This is a genomic window from Autumnicola aciditolerans (genome assembly GCF_041679265.1).
Taxonomy (GTDB): Bacteria; Bacteroidota; Bacteroidia; order Flavobacteriales; family Flavobacteriaceae; genus Autumnicola.
This window is the reverse complement of the sequence record NZ_JBGFSM010000022.1, coordinates 13,106-36,082: the sequence shown is the minus strand read 5'-3', so window position 1 is coordinate 36,082 and position 22,977 is coordinate 13,106. Positions and strand designations below refer to the sequence as shown.

The 22,977-nt window shown below is 42.2% G+C and carries 20 protein-coding genes; 4 read left to right on the top strand and 16 right to left on the bottom strand.

All coding sequences use genetic code 11. From position 1 onward, the window contains the following. The coding region (locus AB8M93_RS17445; RefSeq protein ID WP_373060070.1) for an IS110 family transposase at nt 1–275 on the bottom strand (275 nt) is incomplete at its 3' end. A 236-nt stretch (nt 276–511) separates the two neighbouring features. Here AB8M93_RS17445 and AB8M93_RS17440 point away from each other — a divergent pair. The 4 genes from AB8M93_RS17440 to AB8M93_RS17425 all read left to right on the top strand — a co-directional run bounded on the left by AB8M93_RS17440 (nt 512) and on the right by AB8M93_RS17425 (nt 4,615). Next, entirely contained in the window at nt 512–1,015 is a 504-nt protein-coding gene (locus AB8M93_RS17440) for a hypothetical protein (protein WP_373060068.1), read from the top strand. Between the two features lie 161 nt (nt 1,016–1,176). Then, nucleotides 1,177–2,313, top strand: a complete 1,137-nt coding sequence (locus tag AB8M93_RS17435) for a ligand-binding sensor domain-containing protein (RefSeq protein WP_373060066.1) — start codon at nt 1,177–1,179, stop codon at nt 2,311–2,313. 866 nt (nt 2,314–3,179) lie between these two features. Beyond that, nucleotides 3,180–3,863, top strand: a complete 684-nt coding sequence (locus tag AB8M93_RS17430) for a DUF6843 domain-containing protein (RefSeq protein WP_373060064.1) — start codon at nt 3,180–3,182, stop codon at nt 3,861–3,863. A 560-nt stretch (nt 3,864–4,423) separates the two neighbouring features. Next, complete coding sequence (locus tag AB8M93_RS17425; protein ID WP_373060062.1) at nt 4,424–4,615, top strand: hypothetical protein; 192 nt, start codon at nt 4,424–4,426, stop codon at nt 4,613–4,615. Between the two features lie 305 nt (nt 4,616–4,920). Here the strand turns inward: AB8M93_RS17425 and AB8M93_RS17420 are convergent, their stop codons facing one another. The 15 genes from AB8M93_RS17420 to AB8M93_RS17350 form a co-directional block, all read right to left on the bottom strand. Next, nucleotides 4,921–6,552 carry a recombinase family protein gene (locus AB8M93_RS17420; protein WP_373060060.1) on the bottom strand — a complete coding sequence of 544 codons (1,632 nt, stop codon included), beginning with the start codon at nt 6,550–6,552 and terminating at the stop codon, nt 4,921–4,923. Between the two features lie 61 nt (nt 6,553–6,613). Then, nucleotides 6,614–6,769 carry a hypothetical protein gene (locus tag AB8M93_RS17415; RefSeq protein WP_311533268.1) on the bottom strand — a complete coding sequence of 52 codons (156 nt, stop codon included), beginning with the start codon at nt 6,767–6,769 and terminating at the stop codon, nt 6,614–6,616. A 64-nt stretch (nt 6,770–6,833) separates the two neighbouring features. Beyond that, complete coding sequence (locus AB8M93_RS17410) at nt 6,834–7,127, bottom strand: hypothetical protein (RefSeq protein ID WP_311533269.1); 294 nt, start codon at nt 7,125–7,127, stop codon at nt 6,834–6,836. A gap of 5 nt (nt 7,128–7,132) precedes the next feature. After that, nucleotides 7,133–7,933, bottom strand: coding sequence for a hypothetical protein (locus AB8M93_RS17405; RefSeq protein WP_311533270.1), 801 nt, complete (start codon nt 7,931–7,933; stop codon nt 7,133–7,135). Between the two features lie 21 nt (nt 7,934–7,954). Beyond that, on the bottom strand, nt 7,955–8,827 hold the full coding sequence (gene traN / locus AB8M93_RS17400; RefSeq protein ID WP_311533271.1) for a conjugative transposon protein TraN: 873 nt from the start codon (nt 8,825–8,827) through the stop codon (nt 7,955–7,957). 23 nt (nt 8,828–8,850) lie between these two features. After that, nucleotides 8,851–10,152: a conjugative transposon protein TraM gene (traM, locus tag AB8M93_RS17395; RefSeq protein WP_373060058.1), complete on the bottom strand. Its 1,302-nt coding sequence runs from the start codon at nt 10,150–10,152 to the stop codon at nt 8,851–8,853. Nucleotides 10,153–10,154: 2 nt separating this feature from the next. Continuing rightward, nucleotides 10,155–10,634 carry a hypothetical protein gene (locus AB8M93_RS17390; RefSeq protein WP_373060056.1) on the bottom strand — a complete coding sequence of 160 codons (480 nt, stop codon included), beginning with the start codon at nt 10,632–10,634 and terminating at the stop codon, nt 10,155–10,157. A gap of 70 nt (nt 10,635–10,704) precedes the next feature. Beyond that, entirely contained in the window at nt 10,705–11,316 is a 612-nt protein-coding gene (gene traK / locus AB8M93_RS17385) for a conjugative transposon protein TraK (RefSeq protein ID WP_373060054.1), read from the bottom strand. A 30-nt stretch (nt 11,317–11,346) separates the two neighbouring features. After that, complete coding sequence (gene traJ / locus AB8M93_RS17380) at nt 11,347–12,561, bottom strand: conjugative transposon protein TraJ (RefSeq protein ID WP_373060052.1); 1,215 nt, start codon at nt 12,559–12,561, stop codon at nt 11,347–11,349. Nucleotides 12,562–12,572: 11 nt separating this feature from the next. Continuing rightward, on the bottom strand, nt 12,573–13,211 hold the full coding sequence (locus AB8M93_RS17375; RefSeq protein ID WP_373060050.1) for a tellurite resistance TerB family protein: 639 nt from the start codon (nt 13,209–13,211) through the stop codon (nt 12,573–12,575). 2 nt (nt 13,212–13,213) lie between these two features. Continuing rightward, nucleotides 13,214–13,864: a hypothetical protein gene (locus tag AB8M93_RS17370; RefSeq protein ID WP_373060049.1), complete on the bottom strand. Its 651-nt coding sequence runs from the start codon at nt 13,862–13,864 to the stop codon at nt 13,214–13,216. A gap of 8 nt (nt 13,865–13,872) precedes the next feature. Further along, nucleotides 13,873–14,562, bottom strand: coding sequence for a conjugal transfer protein TraI (locus AB8M93_RS17365; RefSeq protein WP_373060047.1), 690 nt, complete (start codon nt 14,560–14,562; stop codon nt 13,873–13,875). A 9-nt stretch (nt 14,563–14,571) separates the two neighbouring features. Then, nucleotides 14,572–17,037: a TraG family conjugative transposon ATPase gene (locus AB8M93_RS17360; protein ID WP_311533279.1), complete on the bottom strand. Its 2,466-nt coding sequence runs from the start codon at nt 17,035–17,037 to the stop codon at nt 14,572–14,574. Nucleotides 17,038–17,072: 35 nt separating this feature from the next. After that, nucleotides 17,073–17,387 carry a DUF4133 domain-containing protein gene (locus AB8M93_RS17355; RefSeq protein ID WP_084839762.1) on the bottom strand — a complete coding sequence of 105 codons (315 nt, stop codon included), beginning with the start codon at nt 17,385–17,387 and terminating at the stop codon, nt 17,073–17,075. A gap of 18 nt (nt 17,388–17,405) precedes the next feature. Beyond that, on the bottom strand, nt 17,406–22,928 hold the full coding sequence (locus AB8M93_RS17350) for a helicase-related protein (protein ID WP_373060044.1): 5,523 nt from the start codon (nt 22,926–22,928) through the stop codon (nt 17,406–17,408). Between the last annotated feature and the right edge of the window lie 49 nt (nt 22,929–22,977).

The window sequence follows — 22,977 nt, the reverse complement described above, 5'->3', positions numbered from 1 at the left end:
CTGATCACTCCCGAAGAACGTTTGATAACTACAGGGTTTTCCTGAACATATACCTGCTTCTTTGAAGAGAGATACAAGGCTAACTTTAAGGAATAATGACCGGTATTTTCAAAACAGAAAAACACTTTTTGTTCCCTACCGTTAGCCCATTTCAACAAGGCTTTGTAACCCTTCAAATCATTACTAAACTCCCGATGCGAACAACGATTGTGGCCATAGGCATCTAACTTGTTTTTTGAAACATCAATTCCGATTACTTCTTGGTAATTTTTCATATTTTTAAAAAATTATTATTTGAAGGGCGCATTAACTAACTCCTTTAACGGGTCCATAAAAAGACCTGGTATTCCAAATGGTTCTTGCTGCCCGTATGAAGAATGGAGGACTCTTACGGATATTGGATCTGTAATCTAGAGACCGTTTTAGTTCTCCTCCTTCTTCATCTCAAAGGTATATTTATTATTGAACGAAGTAAAGGAGACCGTTGTAGTGCATTTTGAGATATTAATCGATGAAAAACATATTAAATATTTTAGGACTTAAGACAAGTCTAAAATTAAAATTGGACTCAGAAAGAATTGAGTTTATAAAATTCATGGAAGAAGATATTAAACCCGACCAATTAATTTTCTTCGACATATTTGATGGAAATGAAAAGAAATACTACGGAAACATCGACCAAAATGGATTTAAGCTGAGACGAAATACCCGTTCTCTATTTCCAGAAAGTCAATTTACTAGAGCAATCGGGAAAATTTCCGGCGGAAATAACTATACGGAACTTGATATTTCAATTATCGGTTGGAACTGGTTTGTAATAATTTTCCTGATATTCATGGGATTAATATTTGGACTATCATTAAATGATATCATTTCAACTAAAAGTTACGGAGTTTTGATTATGTTGATCCCCGTATTTTTGTTTTTTTTATTGGTTCTGATATTCAATATGAGAAAGGGTGTAAGAAGATTTGAAAAGTTCTTAAAAGCGGAATTAATCAAGGTTGACAGATAAAAACGCACTACAACACCATATAAAAACAATGCTAAAGCCTGTCTCAATTCGAAAGTCCGTGCTTGCTTGCCACGCCTGATTGTCCTGCGGAAAATCACGCTCGCCCGCTCGCACTGTTTTTATACGTGACGTTGGCAACAATTATGACTAAAATATGAACTATGTACAAAATTAGAAGCAAGGCGATTTTGATCATAAGACCATTCTTTATAGTACTTACAATATTGGTCGTTGGTTGCAAGGAAAAAGGAATTAGAGAAATACCAAAAGATAATACTGAACATTATAGCGATGCTTTTGATGAAAAATCATCTCAAAATAACCCACCACTAATCTATCACCAAAACACTGTATTTCAACAAAAACATTCTAACTTGAATGGAATGGTCAGTGAATTTGTCAGAAAAATATATCAAGACAAAAACGGCACTTTTTGGTTCGGCACAAATGGAGATGGAATCATACGTTACAATAATAAATCTCTTGAAGAATTCAATATCAGTGAAGATTTTAATGGCAGTGCCGGAGCTGTAAGAGGAATTATTGAAGACAAAATGGGTAATATTTGGTTTGGAACTTCAAGTGGACTTATAAAATATGATGGTAAGAAGTTTAAAATATTTTCAAAGGAAGAAGGATTACCTGGCAAGGAAATATGGGGATTGACAATTGATGAAGAAGGATTAATATGGGTAGGTACAACCCAAGGCATTTATCAATTTGACGGTAAGAACTTTACAAACTTTACTTTACCAAAATCTTCAATAAAAGACTCTAAACCAATGCTTTCAGATAAATTAGTTTTCAAATTTATGGAAGACAAAAATGGAACGATGTGGTTTGTCACAGATGGCAATGGAATTTATAAATACAAGAATAATAATTTTACACAGTTAACAAGAAGTAATGGTCTCACAGATAATAATGTTGCCGATGTTTTTGAAGATAGTAAGGGAAACCTATGGATTGGGACATTTAATGGTGGCGTAAGTAAATATGACGGAAACACTTTTACCAATTTCACTAAAAATGGAGTTATTGATGGTCCGGAAACCTATAATTTTTGTGAGGACCACAAGGGTAATATTTGGTTTTCTGCTGAAAACTTTGGAGTATATCGTTATGACGGGGAAAAGTTCACCCAGTTTACAACTAAAGAAGGATTAGCTACGAATACCATTCAAAATATTTTCGAAGATAATAAGGGGCAAATTTGGTTTAGCACCTGGGAAGGAATAAGCCTTTATGATGGAAAAGAAATCATGAATATTTCTGATAAAGAACCGTGGACAAAGTAAAATAACTGTTGCCAGCACCGTGTAACGCAAACAGCGGGTAATTCGCTGAAATTCGAAAATTTAGAGACCAATTAGAACAACTAAGCCGACAGGTCCGCGTCCCTTACTCCCGCAACTTGCGATAACCGTAACCCGGTGGCGCACATGCAAAAAAAAGAGCTGGATCGTCTCTGCTGACATTGAAAAATCAAAAAGATATTAATCGGATCATTGGGAAACAAATTAACGAATTTCTGAACTACTGCAATTCCAATGGACTATACGCTGAACCGCCAAAGAAGAAAAAATAAAAAAAGCACGATGCGCCAACAACAGCTATAAGCAAGCGGGCGACAGTGGTAAAATGGAACATCATAACTTGTAGCTAAATTTAGATACAGCGGACAGGAATGTGATTTTAAATACCTCCTGCCCGTAGCTAAGACCGGTTTGAAACTAATAAATAATTTCAATGACTGACATTTTTTAAAACTGAAATTATTATGTTCTATGGGATTTATGGATTTCAACTAATAGGAGGACTTACAATATGGATATTTTCTAATTGGGCGAAGTCTTTTAATGAGGCCAGAGAACACAGATTAGCCATTCCTTTGGGTATGGTAATTTCCATTTTTGACTTTTTTATGGGATATTTGATATACCCTTTATTTATTTTAAGAATTAAATGAAAAATTGTCAAGACAATAAGCCAATTATGGATTCACCATTTTACAACAGTACATAAAAACAATGCTTAAACCCTTTCTCGAATCGAAATCCCGTGCTTGCTTACTGCATCTGATTTTCTTGCGGAAAATCAAGTTCGCCAGTGGCACTGTTTTTACACGGTACGTTAGTGGTAATTAAAGTGACGTAATAACCAGATGAAATTATACAAGATTGGACTAATTTTAACAATTTTAAGTTGGCTTGCCTGCGTAAATCCTTACTGGATAATATTTACAGGACCAGTTTTTATAATCGGACTTTTGATTGTATGGTTCTCAAAAGCCAAGACAAAGACAAAATTACTAACGACCTCTTTGCCATTGTTACTTTGGTATCCCGGAATGCTTGCATTCTTCTTTTTAGCCTCAAAGCATATGACACCAGAAACGTTTCTTGTTCCCAAGGACTTTACAGGTCAAATCACGCTAATTTATAATGAGCCTTGCGGGAAGAGCATCCCGAAAGTTGACGGAAGACTGATCTACAAAATACCAGACAATGGAGTTATGATTTTAACTAACAAATTTGAAACTGGTATCATAGACCAAGAGTATTATTTTGTTGACGACAACTGGAATATAATTGGAAAAATTCCGCAACTAATACAGCAAGATTTTAATGAAGACTATACTTTGGAGAAAAATGAAAATGAACAACCAAGAAATAAAGTAGGACTTTTTCATTTAGGGACAGGTGGTGGAAGTACATCAAAAAATGACAACTTTAATTATCATATGATGGCTGTTAACTCCTGGGATAGTTTAAGAGTGCAAAACAATGGCGCTCTTACTGACAATTTGGTTGATAGCTTATTATATCAATGCAGAAAAAAGAAATAAAAACTACCGCTAACAACGGTAACCGTTGCACAAGCCAAAATTTTCGAGAAATTTTAATCTAAATAAGCCGCTTCAGGCGGTTTATTATTTACAACCGGAGAGTCTGTCCTTCAAAAAATAGGCTACTTTTAAGCCCTCCTTCAGGATTTTGATAACGAAGGTTTCCGGTAAGCTGGACTGCCGCGGTTTTTACCCATTTACCCGAATATTTAAGGGTTTTCTTCAGATTATAGGCATGGCTGCCAGGTGCATGCATTCGTTAGCCTGCCTTTCCCGTAGTGTGCATCTTCCCAAGTTCCAGATGTTCCTTTAATATACCAAAGACAGGTTCTACCGTACTTTGGCGTTTGCCTTTCATATAACGACCCAGCCTGGTGTTCACCCGTTGGTTGTCGCGTTCATACTCTTCCGGTAAGCGGTAATGATCCGTTTCTCATAGCTCTTGCCGATACAAATTTCTTTGATCGTACATCCCTTTCAATTATTGCGCTGGGTAAAATAGTTATCCTTAAGCTTACCTTTCTCCAGCTTCTGTTTACAGAAGGTGAATTACTTACCCTGTGGGCACAGCCAATAATTACCTTCCTGTACATATTGGAAGCCTTCGGGACCACCTTTGTAGTTCCATGGGCGTGAATGTAACTTTTGATCCCTTTACCTTCCAGGTAATGGTAGTTCTCTCCTCTGCTATAACCCGCATCGGGCCAATAGGTTTTACTAGATCAAACCTTCCCGGTGCAGCGGCGGTTTAAACGAATGGTAGTATCCTGTAAATATTGATTGTCTTTTTTATCGGAATGATAAGCCTGGATATGCCCTTTGACCAGTCCCGATGCGATGCATAGCTGCCTTTGGTGAAGACTTTCTCAAAGATATCATCCGGGAACCTCTCCGTTAGCCTATTTCCCATAACATCATTAACGAACTCCCGATGGGAACAACGATTATCGGCATGAGCATCTAAATTAATTTTTGAAACATCAATTCCGATTATCTTTTGGTTCAAAAACGTTTTTAAAACTTTTGAAAATAAGTATATTTATTCAATTGAAGTCATTCAAAACCAAACAAGTTCAAATTTAAGGATAGCTAAAAGGTTACCTGAAATATTTAAAAGGCTGAATATCCTACTAATATTGAGGAGAGCGCAAAAAGGTTTGAATCCCTCCGGGGTCACCTTATGGGACAAATTCAAAAATGATGAATTTGTCCCATTTTTATTTTCATTTAAATCCCTGTCTATCAGCATAATATACTGAATAGCTTCATTGACTCTTATGGTTCGATATTTAAAACCGTCAAAAGTCAATTTTTCAGGAAAGATCGAACCAATTATTTTTCTTTTTTGTATTGTTGAGCCTGATTCATATAAAGAATCCAGTTGGGAAAGATTGCTTATAGCCTTATCCCATAAGGGTTCAATGTTATGCGTGTCGGTTATTGTACTTGTAAGTTTAGCCTCAATCCTGTTTATTGTTTTTTCGGCATCCGCTTTCATCATTCGATAATCAACCGCTTCTATCTCACCGCACAAAAGTAATTCCCTAGCTTTGCTTAGTTTGTTGTTTTCTTCCTGTAGATGAACTTTCAGTTGCTGGATGGTCCCTGTACGGTCTTTTGTCTTTGCTTTATATACTGAAGTAATAATTTCCTTATACAATTTAAGTTTTGGCAATGGACGAACATACCTTCTGATTTCGGCAATAATTTTATCGTTCATATCCGGTGCCTTTAGTCTGAATTTGCAACCGCCTGAACAATGGTAATAATAGTAATGCTTTGAACGTCCTTTAGACTTACTACCTGTAAGCATACGGTCGCATTTAGGGCATTTCAGAAATCCTCTCAAAGGGTAATTCTCATCCACAGTCATTTTTGTACGCATGACTTTCTTACGACCATCAAGAACATCCTGAACCTCATAAAATAAAGCTTCGGATATCAATGGTTCGTGTTGTCCCGTAACCAGTTGGATTTCTTCATCTTTGTATTTTGGGATGGATATTTTACCACAATATACGGGATTGCGAATGGCTCTCCAGAAATTATTCTTGCTACATTTTAGGCCTTTTTCCTTTGCCATCTTCCATACCTGTTCAGTATTAAAGGTTTTTTTTGCCAATTCCTTGAAAGCCCATTTTATAATATCACTCTGGCCTTCTTTGGGAGCAATATATTTTCTACCACTTTCATTTATCCTATTGACGTAACCGATTGGTGCGGTTGCCATCCATCGGCCTTCCTTTTTTGCCCGGCGCATTCCATGGAATACGTTTAACGCCCTTCTATCGTTTTCTACTTCAGGAGCAGCCAGGTAAAAGGCCAGCATCATCTTATTTTCAGGAATTGATAAATCCAATGGTTGTTCGACCGCTTGGGGTTCCACCCCTAAACGTCTTAGTGTAGCAATCATTTGATATGCATCTCCGGCATTCCGGCTAAACCTGTCCCACTTGGTAAAAAGTATCAAATCGGATTGCCCTCTGGATTTACGAAGATTACCGAGCAGCTTGATCCAGGAAGGGCGATTAAATGTTTTTGCCGAATGGTCTTCATAAATAACCTTTCGTACCTGGATATGGTTTATTTCGCAATATTTGCGCAAACGCTCTTCCTGATCCCGCTGGGAGTATCCTTTGTCGGCCTGTTCATCCGTGCTTACCCGTATGTATAAATCTGCAATTTTCATCTTTTGAGTGTCTTAAGGTTGTACCATATAACATCCTGATTATCTTTACAATTTACAAAATTCAGGCAGGTTTTGCCAGATATTGATCCACGACAATTTCCGCCATTTCATACATAAAGTCCAGGATGACTTTCACCTGTTCCGCTGTTACTTCTATACCGTCTTCTTTCAATAGTGCTATTGCTTTTTCAGGCGGAATTCTTACTTCACTTTCCATCTTACATCTCCGCTTTAAAACAGCAAAAGCCCCGAAGGGCTTTGTTCCGAAAATTTAAGTCATGCTACCCATCGCTTTCGGGAAAGTAGATTTTACTCCCCTTGTTTTTATTGAATGAGGGTTCATACCGTATATACCCGTAGGCATTGAGATCCTTTACACATTTATGATATGTCATGGCAGATGATATTTTTGCAATCTTCATAATGTCATAACTAAATGCCAATATCGGATTGCTATAGCCCATCTGTACCTGGTACTCCAACAGGGCAGCATATATCCCTATATGTGTAATACTGATACGGCCATCCTGCTCAATAGCCATAAAAAAATCAGATAAAGGCTTTAACTGTTCCATATCGTTTAGGTTATGGTGGGTCTCTTTCTTTTCTTCTTAGCCTTCGGTATGTCCGGAGCCTCATCGGCAATCGGTTGCTGCTGGTTTTTATGCTCCTGTTTAGTAGAGCGACTCTGTCCTTCCGATTGTTTTTCCGTCCTGGACTGGCGATTATCTACCCGTTGCATATTGACATCATAGATATTGAGGGTCTTGAAGCGGGGATTGGCCTCAATAAATTGTTTCTGCTCTGAATTTTCCCGCTTAAATGTAGCAGATTGGAGATTTCCTTTTTTCAGGGAATCGATCAGATTGGATTTATATTCTTCATTCCCCAGTTCTTTAATGGGATGCTTACCCAGTATAGTTTCGAGATCATAACCATAGTTCTGATGGTATTGCTGCATTTTAAAGTTCCCCTTGTCATCACTTTGCTTAAAATCCATCTTTAACCAGGCGTTATATAATTGCCCCTCTTTGTTAGTCAGATCCTTATTGACCGACCGCCCTTCCATTAAATTATAGGCTTCTTTAAGGGTAATATTATTCCCTTTGTTGATAAAGAAGGTTTGTTTCATCGCTTCATCAGGTTTATTTTCTTTCTGCACACTTACCTGGTACGAGTTAAAGAAATACATATCCGTTTTTTTGGACTTGCTAAAATGTAGTGTGGAATCTACCTTGTCGTTACCAAATTGTGTTTGGTGCGGTATCTTGAATTCAGGCTCTCCCTGTGCTATCTTTTGCTTTAGGACTTCTCCGAGTCCTTCGCCAAAGCCAGTATATTTTATCTGGTCTTTCAGGTATTCAAAATTCTTCTGGTTCATAATATATTAATTTAAGAGTTATTAATGACTGTACTTTACATTGGATTCTAATTTTGGAAGTACAGATGCTTTAGTAATCGTATTGTTTTTTACACTCAGCTCGATATGCCTACCCCCGTTTGCTTCGAATAATTGAATGGCAAGATATTTTTTATCGGGAATGGTGAATTTTAGAACGGCAACCACCAAACTCTGTGAAGACTGACCGGCAATTTTTGTTGCCTCATTTTGAATGTGTACCGGTGTGATCTCGATTTCCTGTGAAGCTGTCCTTTTCGCTTTTTTCTGGTCACGGATAAAAAAGCGTAATTGGTCAATATCATAGCTGATATTGGAGGTGTTGGTAATCGTTAACCGCAGGTACATCAGGTTGTCCCGAATGAATATCCCGTTCAATCCGAAGTGGATACCATATTTGCGGTGCTTTACCTTACGCCCCTTGTATTTGGAATACAGGGCGCGAGTAGCATAGGTAGTGACTTCAGCCTCGTTAACCAATTCGGGTGAAAGGAAAATACTGTTTTTGTTATCCCTTTCCTTTATGGAAATATTTAACATGGACGGTTTGGGCGTGTAGTTAATCACAAAAGAATTTAATTTTCCGTCTGCTGTAATTACCGTTAGGTTGGTCTCCGGGAAACTGTCCCTTGCCGCTTTGAGCTGTAGAATATTGGCAGCTCCTTTGGCTTTTTGTGCCAATACATCTTTACTGCCCCTGTCCACACCTACAATGGCACTTGGAAATATAACATTGGTTGTTTTGAAATAGGTAATCTCCAAAGGATAGGGAGCGATGGATTTGGGCTCAAGCTTAGGGCTGCTTTGAGCGTTTACATTCAATCCGAAAAGGAATAGGAAAAATCCCATCACCATACATGCATTTATCTTTTTCATCTTTATGGAATTTTAAATGGTTATTAATTATTGATCTGTTTTTGTTTCTCATCACGGAGCAATACCTGATAACCCGCTTTTAGGGTTACTTTTATCAGTTTTACTTTTTTACTGAACAGTGATTTAGCCGTTTCTATTCCTGCCCCTGCGGCCTGTGCCTGCCAGGAAGGATCAAGGGAGGTTAGTCCAATATTTTGCATAGAGCGGTCAGCCGATTGTTTGGCGACATCCCGGGTAATGGCGCCGGGAATGTATATTCCGTCCAGTCCATCCATATCATACACGGAGAGTTCTACCGGGAAGAGGGAATTACCGCTTCTAATGCTATTTATTTTGATATGCAGCCTTTCTCCGCTAAGGGAAGCTACCCCAAACACAAAGCTGTCTTTGGGAATATGCACCCCATTAATGAATACATCATTGACCAGGCGAAGCTTAACGGTAGACCCGTTCACTACGGTCTGTGATTCGTGAATAACTGCCTTTATGGCATTTTCCGGTTGTTCAGCAATTTGGTCATTGTTCAGGGAATAAAATCCGTTTGCCGTAGGAGTAACAAAATGTCCGGTATCCAACAGGGAAATACTATCATCTTTCTGTGCAGTGGATACTTCATACAATTGTTCCCTGCGAGCCTCCGATAGTTGTTTTATTTTCTCCTGAACCCGCTCCGGATGTTGTACATCCAGAATCTTTTCCAGCATACTGTTGAGTTGTTCCAGTTCCGGGTCAGGTGCTTCCGGCTGGGTCATCGTATGCATCATTTCTTCCAGCCTGTCCACGTCACTAGAACTTACGGAGGTATTTCCATAATTGGTTTTTGTTTCCTGTTTCGGGGAATCTTCAGGAAGCTGGGTTCGTTCCACCGGTTTGTTCAATTCCCTGTTGAGCGCTTCCAGCTTTTTATAAATTTTATCCGTATTCGGATCGTTGCCCTGACCACTTCCGTAGAGGGAAGTTTTCAGTCCACCAGAAGATAGTTGACCCGGTTTTACTTGCTGTTGGGGTAACACATCATCCGTATCAGAAATCACACTGTTTTTATAATTAGGGTCATTTTTACGGAGTTCCCTGAATTTTGCAGAATCCTGTTCTGCCCGGTTGTAATAGCTCATCTTATCCATTTGCTTGTCATCGGTCAGTTTTGCTTCCGGCAGGTGAAGGTTAAATCCGTTCTGTGGAGTTTCCTGTGCCTGTAGTTCCTGCAGTTGTCCACCTCCCAATACCAAAAAGATTAGGGTGGTGAAAGGAAGTACGAGCAGCGGCAATACCAATAGGAACTTGCGCTGTCTTTTCATTTTTGGTGTTATTACCTGTTTTTCCATGGTCATTGATTTTTAAAGTTTTGATATTCTTTTTCGATATAGCGAACCGAATCCATCAATCCCGGACGGGCTGCTATGATACTGTCATATAGTTTTCTACCCGATGGGCTTCGGGCAAGGCTATCCATATACCACCGGAACTTTTGGATGCGCCTGTATTCCTGTTTGAATACCGGTGGAAGCGGTGATGCTATAGCTTTGGATTCCGTAAGATGCCGGGGACGTTTGATCGGGGTTACGGTAAAGGCATTGCCTTTACTTTTTCCAGTGATGGCGTGTACCCCGAGATAGATACAGTAACTGCTTGTAAGGCTTACAAAAACGACCAGCGCTATGGTTACTGCTCGCTTAGAAATGCTCTTTGTCCGGTTGGACATCCATTGTGCCCAAGCTTTTTGCAGCCATTTATATAAGGCAAGTAATCCCAGGATTAACAGTCCGTTTTTAGGAGCCTCCTTTTTCTGTTTTGCGTTTCGTTTCATCTGTACAAAGTTTTATAAGCCACTCAATTGACTTTGTTTGTATCAATTTTGAATAAATGTCCATTATGGGCTAATACCGCCTGGCGGTCGTTTTCAGATCCTTGTTGGCGATGGTTGCCCAGCGTTCTATCAGAAAACCATGCGGGTTGTTATCACTTCGGGACACATTACGCAACGCCCCTTCGGTAATCAGGCTTCGGGTAGTCATACTGGTGGGACGGACGATACGCTGGCTGGCATAGCACCGAAATTTATACGGGTATTCATTGATGTCCACCGCCACGCTATCCACATGGATAGTTTGGTTAACATTTCCGGAAATAAGCCCGGCATAATATCCGTTCTCCTTCAGGTCATCATAGATCCGTTTGGCACTGCCATCCGCCAGGTATAAAGCTTTGGTGATATTCGTTTCAATTGCTTTATCATCCGGGTCAAGGGTAAAGAACAATTGATGGAAGGTTTTCACATGATCCCGTGCTTCCACAGGAATATTGTCCTTACGTCCGGCGGAATAGGCTTCCAGTGCCTTGCCATTGGCAAGAATGTAAATCCTGTCCTGCATCTGGGATACCAGACTGAAACTCTTATACAGGGCAAAACAGGATAATAGCACCGAGCCTGCAATAATGAGCATGGTAAATCCCCGGATATGCCGAAAGGCCGTATCGATATTTTTCATTTTTTTAAACATGATTCCTGTTTTTTTGGGTTAAGAATTGCCTTTGAGTTTGTCATTCATATAACCGGAGCCACCACCGTCCGAATTGCCATCTTTGAAATAAGGATTGGTTGTGCCATTGCTGGCCATGCTCTGGGAAATACGACTGGCAGCATTGCCCATTGCATCCGCCGCCATGCTGGCTCCGCCTGTAGCTGCTCCCATAACCGCTCTGGAGGAACTGCTGAAGATACTGGTCACTTTCTGTCCCAAAGCACCGCCACCTCCCGCATGGACGATGTAATTTGCTACCGAAGGGACGGTAAAGTATCCCACAATGCCAATGATCATAAATACCAGATAGGCCATATCGGTCCGGCTGAAAAAGGTATCCCCGTAATCCTGTACCTGGGCAATGTCCATTTCCAGCATTTTCTCCTGGATTTTCCCAATGATGCTTCCGAAAATATTGGCAACCGGGAGCCAGAGAAAAATATTGATGTAGCGGGCGATCCATACGATCAGGGTATGTTGAAACCCATCGAAAACGGCAATCCCAAATACCAGCGGCCCCAATATGGCAAGCACCACCAATTGAAATGTTCGCAACGTATCGATACATAAGGCTGCAGCTTCAAAGAGTACCCGCAGTACTTCACTCATCCATTCCTTGACCGAATTGCGGAAATTGTAGGAGGCCTTGGACATAGCAAACTTGATATCATTGCCAATACTGTCAAAAAGGCCCTCATCGGAAGAGTTGGCATTATCATGTGTATATTTATACCATCTGTCCCGATCGCCATCACCGCTTTCGCCCACATACATCTGCCAAACATCCGTTTTTTTGATGGCTTCTTCCTTCTTTTCCAAAAGCACCGCAATCGCCCTGTCGGAGCCTTCCACCATCGAAGCGGTAGCGGTCACCGTTGGTTCCATGACCCCATTGATCAATCCTAAAACAGAAGGGAACATCAGTATACAAAAGCCAATCACAAACGGACGGAAAAGCGGATAAAAATCGATAGGCTCCGCTCTTGACAAATGTCCCCAGACCCTGGAGGCGATATACCACATGGCGGCAAATCCCGCCAGTGCCTGTCCAATGCCAATAAGCTGACTGCATAGTGGCATCATTTCATCATAGAGCCCTTCCAATACGCTATGTAAGCCGCTTATCTCACCGCCAATTCCCTGTGCACTGCCCATAAAAGGCAATAGGAGTCCTATAACCGCCAGCCAGGCGGTTTTTCTATACGTTGCCATAATTTTGATTTTTAGTTGTTTATTCCATAGCTATTGCGAATGGTGCGGGCATCATTTCTTTCTTTTGCCCTTTGCACCGCAAGAATGCTCGTGTTATTATTAAAGTGTCTGAGGAACATCAGTTTGTCCTGCATCTCGGCATAGATCCGGTCAATAGCCTGTAAGCGCTCATCATCACTCATACGGGCTTTACCTGCCGTGATAATGACCAGTAATTCATCAAGGTTGCGCAGGCTTTCATCAAAGAGGTTATCATATACCCGTCCGAGATACGCCAGTTCCTGCGGATTGAAATTCCCGTCACTTTGAAACCGGTCATACGCATTCCGGTATTCCCTAACCAGTATTATCTGGTAGTTTATAATATCGCCCACACGTTTGTAGTTGCGAACGGTTGGGCTTACTTCCATCAGCCCGTCCAGAAAAGCTTTGTGCAGGCTAAAGTTCCCTTCCGATATATCCTTGATGGTATTGTAACCCCCTTCCAATATCTGATAGCCTTTTTTCATGTCGCTCAATATCTGTTTGAACTGGGTCAGTTTTTCTACATTGAGCAAAAGCTGTTGTATCTCTGCGGATTGCGCTGATGCCCTGAACGGGCAGAAGAGCCCGTAGATCACAAGTCCTATAAGTATTTTGGTCTTTTTCATGATTATTCGTTTTGAAAGTTCCTAAGAGTTTTGCTGTACGCTACCTCATGGTATTCCCTGATCCGAACGGCTGCCATGACCCTGGCTTCATTGCCGAAACTTTGGGCGAAAGTGTAATTGTCCTGCATCCGCAAGTAAAGCTTGTCGATACGCTTCATACGCTCATTATCTTCCATTTGCAACTCGGCATCCGTGGTTACTGCCATAAGTTCATCCAGTGCCTGTTCACAATCCTCCAATAGCCGGGTAAAAACCCGCCCGATATAGCTGAGTTCTGCTTCGGTAAAAGCATCGCTATCGCCAAGTTGTCCGTAGGTTTGCCCGTAATCCTGTACGATGCGTATTTGAAGGGCAATGATATCTGCTACCTTTGCATAGTTTCTGATTTCAGGGTTGATTGTACTTAAAGAGTTTATAAAATCACTGTGCAGGTCAAATTCCCCTTTGGTAAAACCGCCGATGGTGGTCAAACCCTCTTTGGCAATACGATAGCCTTTTTGAGCATATCCGATATATACCTGTAAAGCGGCAATCTGCTGAAGCAGGTATTTCTTCTGTGTCTTTTTCTGACGGAACCACTCCGAAAAAGTCTGTGCCTGAACGGTTCCGGCTGCCAGAAACAGCATGAGCCCTATTAAAATTATCTTTCTCATAGTTCGTGTTATTGGGGAAGTCCATATAATTTTTTCACGGTTTGCACTTCAATGGAAGTTTTTGCCCGGGAAAGGCTCAGCAATACATTTTGCTGATTAAATCGCATCAGGTCATCATAATTGGCATCAACCTGATCGGCGGCATTGTTGATGATTTCCAAGCGTTTGGCATCGCTCATTGTGGTAGTAAAGGATTGGACGATCAGGGTAATCTGGTCAATATTGTTTAGGCTCTCTTCCAGGATACCGGAGTACACTTGGGACATATATTCAATCTCATCTGGGGTAAAGTGGTCATCTTGCTGAATAAGCTGCCAGGCATGTTGGTATTCATTGATCAGCCGAACCTGTTTTTGGGTAATATCCCGGATGCGCTGGTAATAGGAAATAATCGCCTTTACCTTAGCCAGCTCTTCATAATACTCCCGGTATTGCTCTTTTTGTTTTTCCGTCCACTCGGAAATTTCATCCAGTTTGAGTTTGGAAAGTGTGTTTTCCAAGGTCTTCTGGGCATTCTGTAACCAGATGGTCTTATTCTGTAAGCGCTGGATTTTTAAATCCACGGCTTTGATTACCTTTTTGATGCCTGCCTTGATGATTTCTAGAATGGCTATCGGGGTGGCATTCGCCTGTTGTGCCGGTAGTACCGTAAAGGAGATACAAAGGGCAAGCAGTAACATTCTTGCATATTTTTTCATGGTTCATCATTATTTAAGTTTTAGATCTTCCGCCATTGCGGCAATGCCCTTGCGGATGTCCCCGCCAAATTTTGCCGCATATTCCATCAGTTTCACCTTTTCGGTTTGCTCGGTGGTGTACGCCAGGTATTCTTCCACGCTAACTTCGGTGCGGTACACTTTACTGAGCATTCCGCCGAGGCTGATAAAGACCTCTTTGTATTTTCGGGTGGGGTCGTTGACTTTATTGACCGATAACACGAGGGCTTTTTCTTTTTCTGTCAATCCTAAAAGTTCCTGTATTTGGTCAAATTTGTTCTGATACTTGCTCTGGTCGAGCAGTATTTTACAATCGCTGTTATTGATGATTGCCTGCTTGACCACCGGAGAAGAAATAATATCTTCTACTTCCTGGGTCACCACGATAGCCTCGCCAAAGAATTTCCGTACCGTTTTAAAGAGGTATTTGATGTATTCCGCAAAGCCTTCTTTCATCAGAGCTTTCCAGGCTTCTTCAATTAAGATCATCTTTCGGATGCCTTTCATTTTGCGCATCTTGTTGATGAAGACTTCCATGATAATGATGGTCACTACCGGGAAGAGGATGGGATGGTCTTTGATATTGTCCAGCTCAAATACAATAAAGCGCTCCTGTAAAAGGTTCAGGTTTTCAGTGGCATTGAGCAGGTAATCGAATTCCCCACCCTTGTAATACGGGCGGAGTACATACAGGAAATTATCCATATCAAAATCCCGGTCTTTTACCCGATCCTGTTGAAGTACCGCTACATAATTATCCCTCAGGAATTCATAAAAACTATTGAAACAAGGGAAGACCGATGGATTCTTTTCAAGGTGCTGGTAATACCCGGTAATGGCATTGGAAAGTGCAACATACTCACTGCGTTTAAAGGCTTCATCATCCTTTTTCCAAAGGGCGAGCAACAGTGTTTTAATACTTTCTTTCTTTTCTGTGTCCAGGTTGTCACTCTCCCCAATAAAGAAGGGGTTGAAACGGATCGGGTTTTCTTCACTGTAGGTGAAGTAGTAGCCGTTGACCATATCACACAGGCCTTTATAGCTATGTCCCACATCTACCAGTACAATATGGGTTCCCTGCTCGTAATAGCTGCGTACCATATGATTGGTAAAAAAGGATTTTCCGCTCCCGGAGGGGCCTAATATGAACTTGTTGCGGTTGGTACAAATCCCCATGTTCATAGGTTCATCACTAATGTCCACGTGCACGGGTTTGCCCGTCATGCGATCTCCCAGACGAATACCTACAGGACTTAAGGAAGTACGGTAACCCGTTTCCAGGTTCAGAAAACAAGTTGCCTGCTCGGCAAAGGTGTCGAAGGTGTCATTCATCGGAAAGTCAGCGGCATTGCCGGGAATACCCGCCCAGAAAATCTGGGGAGCTCCGATGGTTTCTGGTTTGGCTACCGCATCCATCTGCGCCAGTGCGGAGGAGACTTTGTTTTTCAGGTCTTTGAGTTCTTCCTTATCTTCCGTCCATACCAGTACATTAAAATGAGCTTTTACCGGAAGGCGTTGCTGACTGATGGCTTCATTTAAAAAATCATTGGTCGCATCACGGGCAATCATATTTTCCCGGCTGTAAGCAGACAAGGATTGCAATCGTAGCCTTTTGGATTCCAATTTTGCAATAGTCTTCTGGGCATCCTGGATAAACAGGTACTGATTGTAAATATGGTTACAGGGCAGTAGTTGCCCCAGCGTAGAGGCAAAGCCAATACTAAATTTGGTTTTGTCCGTACTGTACTTGTCGTAATTGATCCGGCTACCGCAAAGTGCCGGAAGGTCGGCAGCATCCCCCAAGGTGTAAAGTTGGCAATGCTTTGAACCTACCTGTAAACCTTCCTGGAAATTGATGTCTCCCAAGAGATACTGGTCATTGCGCGCGGAAAGGTAGCAGTACTTTTCAATGATACCCATTGTCCGTTTGCCGCTCCAAAGTTCCTTCTCCCGTAACCGGGTCAGCTTTACAAAACCACTATCTTCCATGATGCGTTGAAACTGACCGATACTGTCCAGAAAATCCTGTAACAAGGAGGGTTTCAGTGTTTCTTCCGGTACGATGCTCTTACGCAGCAGACTGGAATAGGCAGAAGTGGCCGCTTTCCGGTGAACCGGTTTTTTGGTCAGCAGGATATAACAGCTATGATCCAGAAAGGGGCGTTCATTAAAAAACCGCTCACTTGCCCGGCTTAAAAAACTGGTATCCGCTTTGGTAAAATCAGGCTGATGCCGGGTTTGTAAAAACCAGTCTTGTTTATGCAGTACACCAAATTTGGGCAATACCTTAATGGCTTTTACCCAGGCCTGATGAAAAGCTTCATATTCCTGATCGGAAAGGGTAAATATCTCCGGCAGGTCTGCTTTAAACACTACGGTGACATCGCCTTGTTTACTTAGGATGCAGTCGTGTTCCACATCCATAATCGGTAATAGATCCTCCAACATTTTTTCCATTCTTATAGTATTTACCGAGTTGTTACTTAATTTTTTTATCGTTTTAAAAAAGCCCTGCGGCTTCTGGAGCGAATTGCTTTGGGAACCTGCTTTCGTGCCAGGGTTTTCATGAGTCCGTGTTCCCCGTATTGATGGCTCATCCGATAGATCTTCATCACCAGCAGGGTTCCAGAGCCGAGAATAACACCGATACATACCAGTGTGGGTAGCCCGATGATATACATGATGGCAAATACGATGAGCAATCCTACCACACCGCCACCCAAATACCAGATATATTGGGCTTTTAATCCCTTAAATTCGATACTGCGGTTAATTCCTTTATTAACCTGATATACACTATTTCCCATACGTTTCTTTTTTTAATGTTACAATCGCATCCTGCTACGGGGACGCTCCGATGCCGAAGCAGCTACCACGGTTTCTTTCACGGCATGACCGTTGGTTTGATGTTCCCCGAGTTTGATAACCGGGGTTTGTTCTTCATCCGGTTCATTGGGTTGGTGTTGCTTTAACTGGTTTTCCTGAATCTTAATGGCGATCTGCCGTTCCAGATTAGCGAGTTCTGTTTTCAGTTCCCGTAGCTCGTGCTCCTTGGTAAAAGGTTTGGTGGTGAGTTTTTCAATCTTGGGAAGTTCTGTCTTCAGATCGGAAAGGTTCCGCTCATACCGCTCTTTGAGATGCTCCACCCGGTCAATGGCATTTAAAAAATGCCGTGCTGCCAGCTTCGGATTATCCGTATTGGGTAAACCGTTATTGTAGGTATATTTAATCCCCTCACTTTCCCTTTGTGCATAGAAGCTATTGGAATACCGGTATTCAAATAATCCGTTTTCTTCGTAGGCTTCCTGTTGTCTGCGGATGTATAACTGAAAACCGTACAGGTTGCCAATTTTTTCTTCGTGTTGTCCGGCTTTTGGCTTCCAGTTTTGAAACAGCTCTATAATATGCTTGCCTATAGCTTCACTGTCCCGACCAGCTATTCCGTCCAATTGAATGGGGTTGGCTTTCTTACCTTCTTTGGTCATCTGGAGACAGTCTTTATACACGGCTGCATCGGCAGAAAGCTTTCCAAGTGTTTTTTCAGTGGAAGTATGGTCGTTTTGCAGTTTTTCCAACTGGTATTTATGACGAGTGAGTTCTCTAAAGTGGGAATGTTTCAGACTTTCCATCACCGCCACTTTCTTTTCCAGTTTGCTTTTTTCCAAAAGGGAGGTGTCCCCGGAAAGGATGGCAATGTATTCGGAGAAGTTCATACCACTTTTTTCATCTACAGCCCCTTCATCAATGGTTCGGACATTGAGTTCATTGTTTTTCATTTGGGAAATGAAGGTCTGTTTGTTTTTAAGCAGGTTGAATTTGTAATTGTCCAGCGATTGCTCCACGGCATAGACAAAATTCTGTACCTGATTGCCGTAATGTTCTTTGGCAATACGGTTACCCTGTCTCGCCCCACGGCCATTGCGCTGTTCCAGTTCCGAAGGTTTCCAGGGAATATCCAGGTGGTGCATCGCTACCACACGTTCCTGTACATTCAAACCGGTTCCCGCTTTTTCCGTACTTCCGAGCAGGATGCGGATTTCACCCCGGTTCATTTTACGGAAGAGTTCCGGTTTCTTGCGATCCGTCCAGTCGTGGATAAAAGTGACTTCCGAGACAGGGATATGAAAATCCTTCACCAGTTTTTCCTTCAGGGTATCATAAATATTAAACCGATCCGGTTTGGGTGTCCCGATATCTGAAAAGATAATCTGCGTCCCTTTATGAGGTTGGGTGTGGTGATAAATTTCAGCGATCTTTCTTGCTGCGGTGTTCACTTTGTTGTCCGGATGGTCTCCGTATTTCCAATCATCTACCAATCGCATATCGGCTGCCATTTTCTTGGCGTAATTGGTTGCTATAAGCATACGCCCTTTATCTTCTTCAGGGGTCAGCCTGCCACGCCCGATCAGTTCTCCATTGCCGGTCTTGGCGAATTGCATCAGGTTTTTAATAAACACCGATTGCTGCGGTGTAGGAGGGATATTGACCAGGGTTTCACTGAGTTCCGGTTTATCCAGTTTGATGTGCCTGGCGGTTTTGTAATCGGTAATCTCGTTATAGAACAAAGCCAGTTCAGGGACTTTGATAAAATGACGGAAGCGTTCTTTGGCAATGATCTCATTGGTGACACTAAACTCAAAGTCCGTGGTTTTACGGGCAAATACCGCAGCCCAGCCGTCAAAATTCTCAATACGCTGACGTTCCATTTCTTTAGGTCGCAGGTATTTGAATAGCAGGTACATTTCCGTCAGGCTGTTGGAAATCGGTGTACCTGATAAGAAGGTCACACAGAGATCGGAATTGAAACGCTCCTGCAAGGTGCGCACGGCAAAAAGCATGTTAAGTGCCTTTTGGCTCCCCGCCATATTGCCCAGTCCGGCCACACGGTTATGACGGGTGGTAAAGGTCAGGTTTTTGAATTTATGGGATTCGTCCACAAACAAATGGTCAATACCCATTTCTTTAAAGTTGATGCCGGTATCCTTCTTTTCTTCAATATCCTTGAGTACCGTTTTTAATTTTCCTTCCAGATTGTTTTTTCGTATTTCCAGTCCTTTGAGCATCTTTTTGGAAATCGCCCCGCCCAACTCCCTAACGGTATTCAGGTCACGCTGGATATGATCCAATTCTGTCTGGAAAATCTGTTGCTGCATTTCCGGGGACTGTGGTATTTTACCGAACTGGTCATGGGTAAGGATAATACAATCCCAGTTGTTGTTTTTGATTTCATGGAATAAGCGTAGCCTTTTAGCCGGTGTAAAATCATTTTGCCCCGGGGATAATATTCTTGCATTGGGATAGGCTTTACGATAGGTTTCTGCAATTTGATTGACATTGGCTTTCAGGGCAAGGATCATCGGTTTTTGGACAATGCCGAGCCGTTTCATTTCCTGTGCGGAAACGATCATGGTAAGGGTTTTTCCCAATCCCACTTCGTGATCGATGAGTGCGCCCCTGTTCTGGATGATTCTCCATGCGGCATTCTTCTGACTGCTGTACAAATCTTCAATGCCCAAAGCCTTTTTGTCCAGTCCGGGAAAGTTCAGGTGACTACCGTCAAATTCCCGTAGTACATAACAGTTGAAAGTATCATTGTACAGGTTTTCGATATGCTTTTTATCGGTGTCCGGCAATTCCTTGAGCCAGTCTATAAAGCCATTTCGTATCTGGTCGATCTTTTGGTGCGCCAGTTGAATGGCTTCATTATCGGGAACCCGTATGCTTTTGCCATCCCCAACGGATACTTCATAGGTAAAGAACGGGGTCGTATTTTCCAGGGCATGTTCCAGCAAGGTATAGCCGTAAGTTGTCCGTCCGCTTTTCGGGGTGACGGCAAACTCCCGGGCTACTTTGGTATTCATCCCGGTGGTGACCTTAAAGGCATCCAGGGAAGGGAAATAGTTGATATCCGTATGTTGTTCGAAAAGTTCCGCTGCAAAACGTTCGTAATAGCTTACGGGAATCCAGCGTTCGCCTAGGTTAAAATCCAATAGTTCGAAAGGGATACGTTCGGGTTGAACTTTTTCCAAAGCGGTCAGGCTTCGTTGTACTTGTGGGGTATCATTTTCAGTATCCGTTTGTTGTTTTGCCTGGCGTAATTTTTCCACTACGTTACCGCTCAGGAACTGATCTGCGGTCTCCCAATCTTTGCTTACCGGGTTTAGGTAAATATGTTCGCCCAAACGGGCAATGGTTTCCGGTTCTTCCAATCCCATGGCTGCACCAATAAACCCAATATCCACCTTTCCGGTATCGTTCAGGCTATGTGCCAGAGCTTCAATCGGGTCATCGGTGACAAAGCGTTTTGTGGATGTCTGAGCAGTACCGGTCAGCATATCGGACTTGACAAAGCGTTCACCTTCCCTGCGTTCCAAGGAGGATAACATGGTCAAACCGAAAGCGGTATCTTCCAATATGCGTCTGCGGTTACCTTGACTATTTAACTGCCCGTATTGGGAAATAAACTGGTCATAACGCTGGTTCAACTCATCCCGTTCGGTTTGGGGAACCGAAGTTCCCGTGCTTTCTTTTTCGGAGATTTCCAGGTACTGATCCCGAAGGCTGGTATACTGTTCATAGAAACGTTTGTCGGTTTGCATCCCCAAGGGTTGGAACACCGCATTCTTAAAATCACCATCGATTTTGGAAAGTGTACCCACTTGTCCCTGATAAACGATCAGCGTACCTTCTTTATGAAAGGCTTGTATATCGGTAAAGGGACGTGCTGCCTGACTGTTTAATTGAAATATCCCTTCTAAGGTTTGGTCGCCTTCGTAGGTAAACGCATGAGCAAATCCTTGTAATTCCCCTGACAGGTTTTGCAGTTCATGCCCCAATAAGCGTGCATCCATCCAGTTGGCGGAGAAATGATCGATCTCCTTGACGTTGGAATACAGTTTATATAGGTAACGATTGGATTTTTGTTGTTTGGCTGTCAAGAGCACCATACTCTCGTGGATAGGATTATCGGTAGTTCGAATGGTACTGATGACCCGTGCGCTTTCTTTTCGAACGACGGTTTCATCCAAAGGATTGATATAGGCTATGGCACGGTTGATCTGTTCTGCCGGAGCAGTATCAAAAAGTCCTAACTGTACCGAAACGGTTTCTGCTTTATTCTCAGGCATCGGAAGATAGGTCAGCTTCCTGCCACCAAATTCCTGTTTTTCTTTTGGAAGGGATTGGCTTTGGAAGTAACGTTCCCGATTTAAACGGGTTTTAAGACCTTCAGTAAGGATATGACCGAGTTTTTCACGAATATCATTGAGGTCACCTTGTTGCCATATGGTTTCGTGTGCCTGCCCGTATTGATTTTTACCCGGTTGGAGGGTGTTGCCCGTAATAATGTCCCGATGCTGTTGAATATAACTATTGCTATGGTAGGTTCCGTATTCATTCTCCAACGGTACGGTAGTTATCAGTAAGGCTTCTTCTTCGGATAGGGTCTCTTTTGTTGCATTCTTTTGAACAATCAGCAGATGATTGGGAGCTTCGGTATTGCCGGTATCCTTCATCAGGTTGTCGGGCATAACGGACAGGCTTATAAAATCCGCTTTGCCAAATAGGTATTCCCTCGCTTTTTGATTGGATGGGCTATTTAAGAAAGCATCCGTGGTAATATAAGCCATGAGTCCGCCATCAGCCAGTTTGTCCAAGCCTTTGGCAAAAAAGTAATTGTGTATTTTTCCGGATAGTGCTTTATCGGGATAAACCTCATCATATACCGAAAAATTGCCGAACGGAATATTGCTCACGATAAGGTCATAGCTGGAATTATCGGTGACCGGGGTTTCTTCAAAACCGGTGATATGGGTTTCTGTTGAAACAGGAAGCGTACTGTTGATGGCAGAGAGTACCAGTCCGGAAAGGATATCTTTCTCTACGGCGGTGATCTGTTCCATTTCAGGAAAAGCCCTTACAGCTTCACTGATAAAAACACCGGAACCTGCCGAAGGTTCGTACAATCGTTTGGGTTGCAGGTTTTGGGCTGCCAAGACATTGTATAAAGTTTCGGGAACTACCTGCGGGGTATAAAAGGCGGTCAGCACACTATTGCGTAAAGAAGAAATGATATTCCTATATTGAGTTTCGGTATAGTTTTCCTTCAGTAAGTCATGAAGCTCCATAATACCTGCGTGGTGTTTCAGGTCTTCTTTGGTAGCCCCATTGGCTGACCATTCTTCCTGCGTACCATAGGGGTATAGGATCGCCTTGATGCCTCCAAAACCTGAGAATTTTTTCAGGTTCGAAACTTCATCCGGGCTTAGTTCATTACCGTCTTGATAGCTCAGGGCGATTCGGATCGCCCTGATATTATCCTGTAGCTTTTCTGAAATATTGTAAGCCATATCCACACATTTTCATTCTCACAATTCCTCTATGGCTGAAAAGCTGTCA

Bases quoted from the DNA above. Each gene is read 5' to 3' on its own strand.
- traN (WP_311533271.1), bottom strand. From the start codon at position 8,827: ATGAAAAAGATAAATGCATGTATGGTGATGGGATTTTTCCTATTCCTT.
- AB8M93_RS17390 (WP_373060056.1), bottom strand. From the start codon at position 10,634: ATGAAACGAAACGCAAAACAGAAAAAGGAGGCTCCTAAAAACGGACTG.
- traK (WP_373060054.1), bottom strand. From the start codon at position 11,316: ATGAAAAATATCGATACGGCCTTTCGGCATATCCGGGGATTTACCATG.
- AB8M93_RS17410 (WP_311533269.1), bottom strand. From the start codon at position 7,127: ATGGAACAGTTAAAGCCTTTATCTGATTTTTTTATGGCTATTGAGCAG.
- AB8M93_RS17435 (WP_373060066.1), top strand. From the start codon at position 1,177: ATGTACAAAATTAGAAGCAAGGCGATTTTGATCATAAGACCATTCTTT.
- AB8M93_RS17440 (WP_373060068.1), top strand. From the start codon at position 512: ATGAAAAACATATTAAATATTTTAGGACTTAAGACAAGTCTAAAATTA.
- AB8M93_RS17415 (WP_311533268.1), bottom strand. From the start codon at position 6,769: ATGGAAAGTGAAGTAAGAATTCCGCCTGAAAAAGCAATAGCACTATTG.
- traJ (WP_373060052.1), bottom strand. From the start codon at position 12,561: ATGGCAACGTATAGAAAAACCGCCTGGCTGGCGGTTATAGGACTCCTA.
- AB8M93_RS17420 (WP_373060060.1), bottom strand. From the start codon at position 6,552: ATGAAAATTGCAGATTTATACATACGGGTAAGCACGGATGAACAGGCC.
- AB8M93_RS17350 (WP_373060044.1), bottom strand. From the start codon at position 22,928: ATGGCTTACAATATTTCAGAAAAGCTACAGGATAATATCAGGGCGATC.
- AB8M93_RS17365 (WP_373060047.1), bottom strand. From the start codon at position 14,562: ATGAAAAAATATGCAAGAATGTTACTGCTTGCCCTTTGTATCTCCTTT.
- AB8M93_RS17360 (WP_311533279.1), bottom strand. From the start codon at position 17,037: ATGGAAAAAATGTTGGAGGATCTATTACCGATTATGGATGTGGAACAC.
- AB8M93_RS17405 (WP_311533270.1), bottom strand. From the start codon at position 7,933: ATGAACCAGAAGAATTTTGAATACCTGAAAGACCAGATAAAATATACT.
- AB8M93_RS17430 (WP_373060064.1), top strand. From the start codon at position 3,180: ATGAAATTATACAAGATTGGACTAATTTTAACAATTTTAAGTTGGCTT.
- traM (WP_373060058.1), bottom strand. From the start codon at position 10,152: ATGGAAAAACAGGTAATAACACCAAAAATGAAAAGACAGCGCAAGTTC.
- AB8M93_RS17375 (WP_373060050.1), bottom strand. From the start codon at position 13,211: ATGAAAAAGACCAAAATACTTATAGGACTTGTGATCTACGGGCTCTTC.
- AB8M93_RS17370 (WP_373060049.1), bottom strand. From the start codon at position 13,864: ATGAGAAAGATAATTTTAATAGGGCTCATGCTGTTTCTGGCAGCCGGA.
- AB8M93_RS17355 (WP_084839762.1), bottom strand. From the start codon at position 17,387: ATGGGAAATAGTGTATATCAGGTTAATAAAGGAATTAACCGCAGTATC.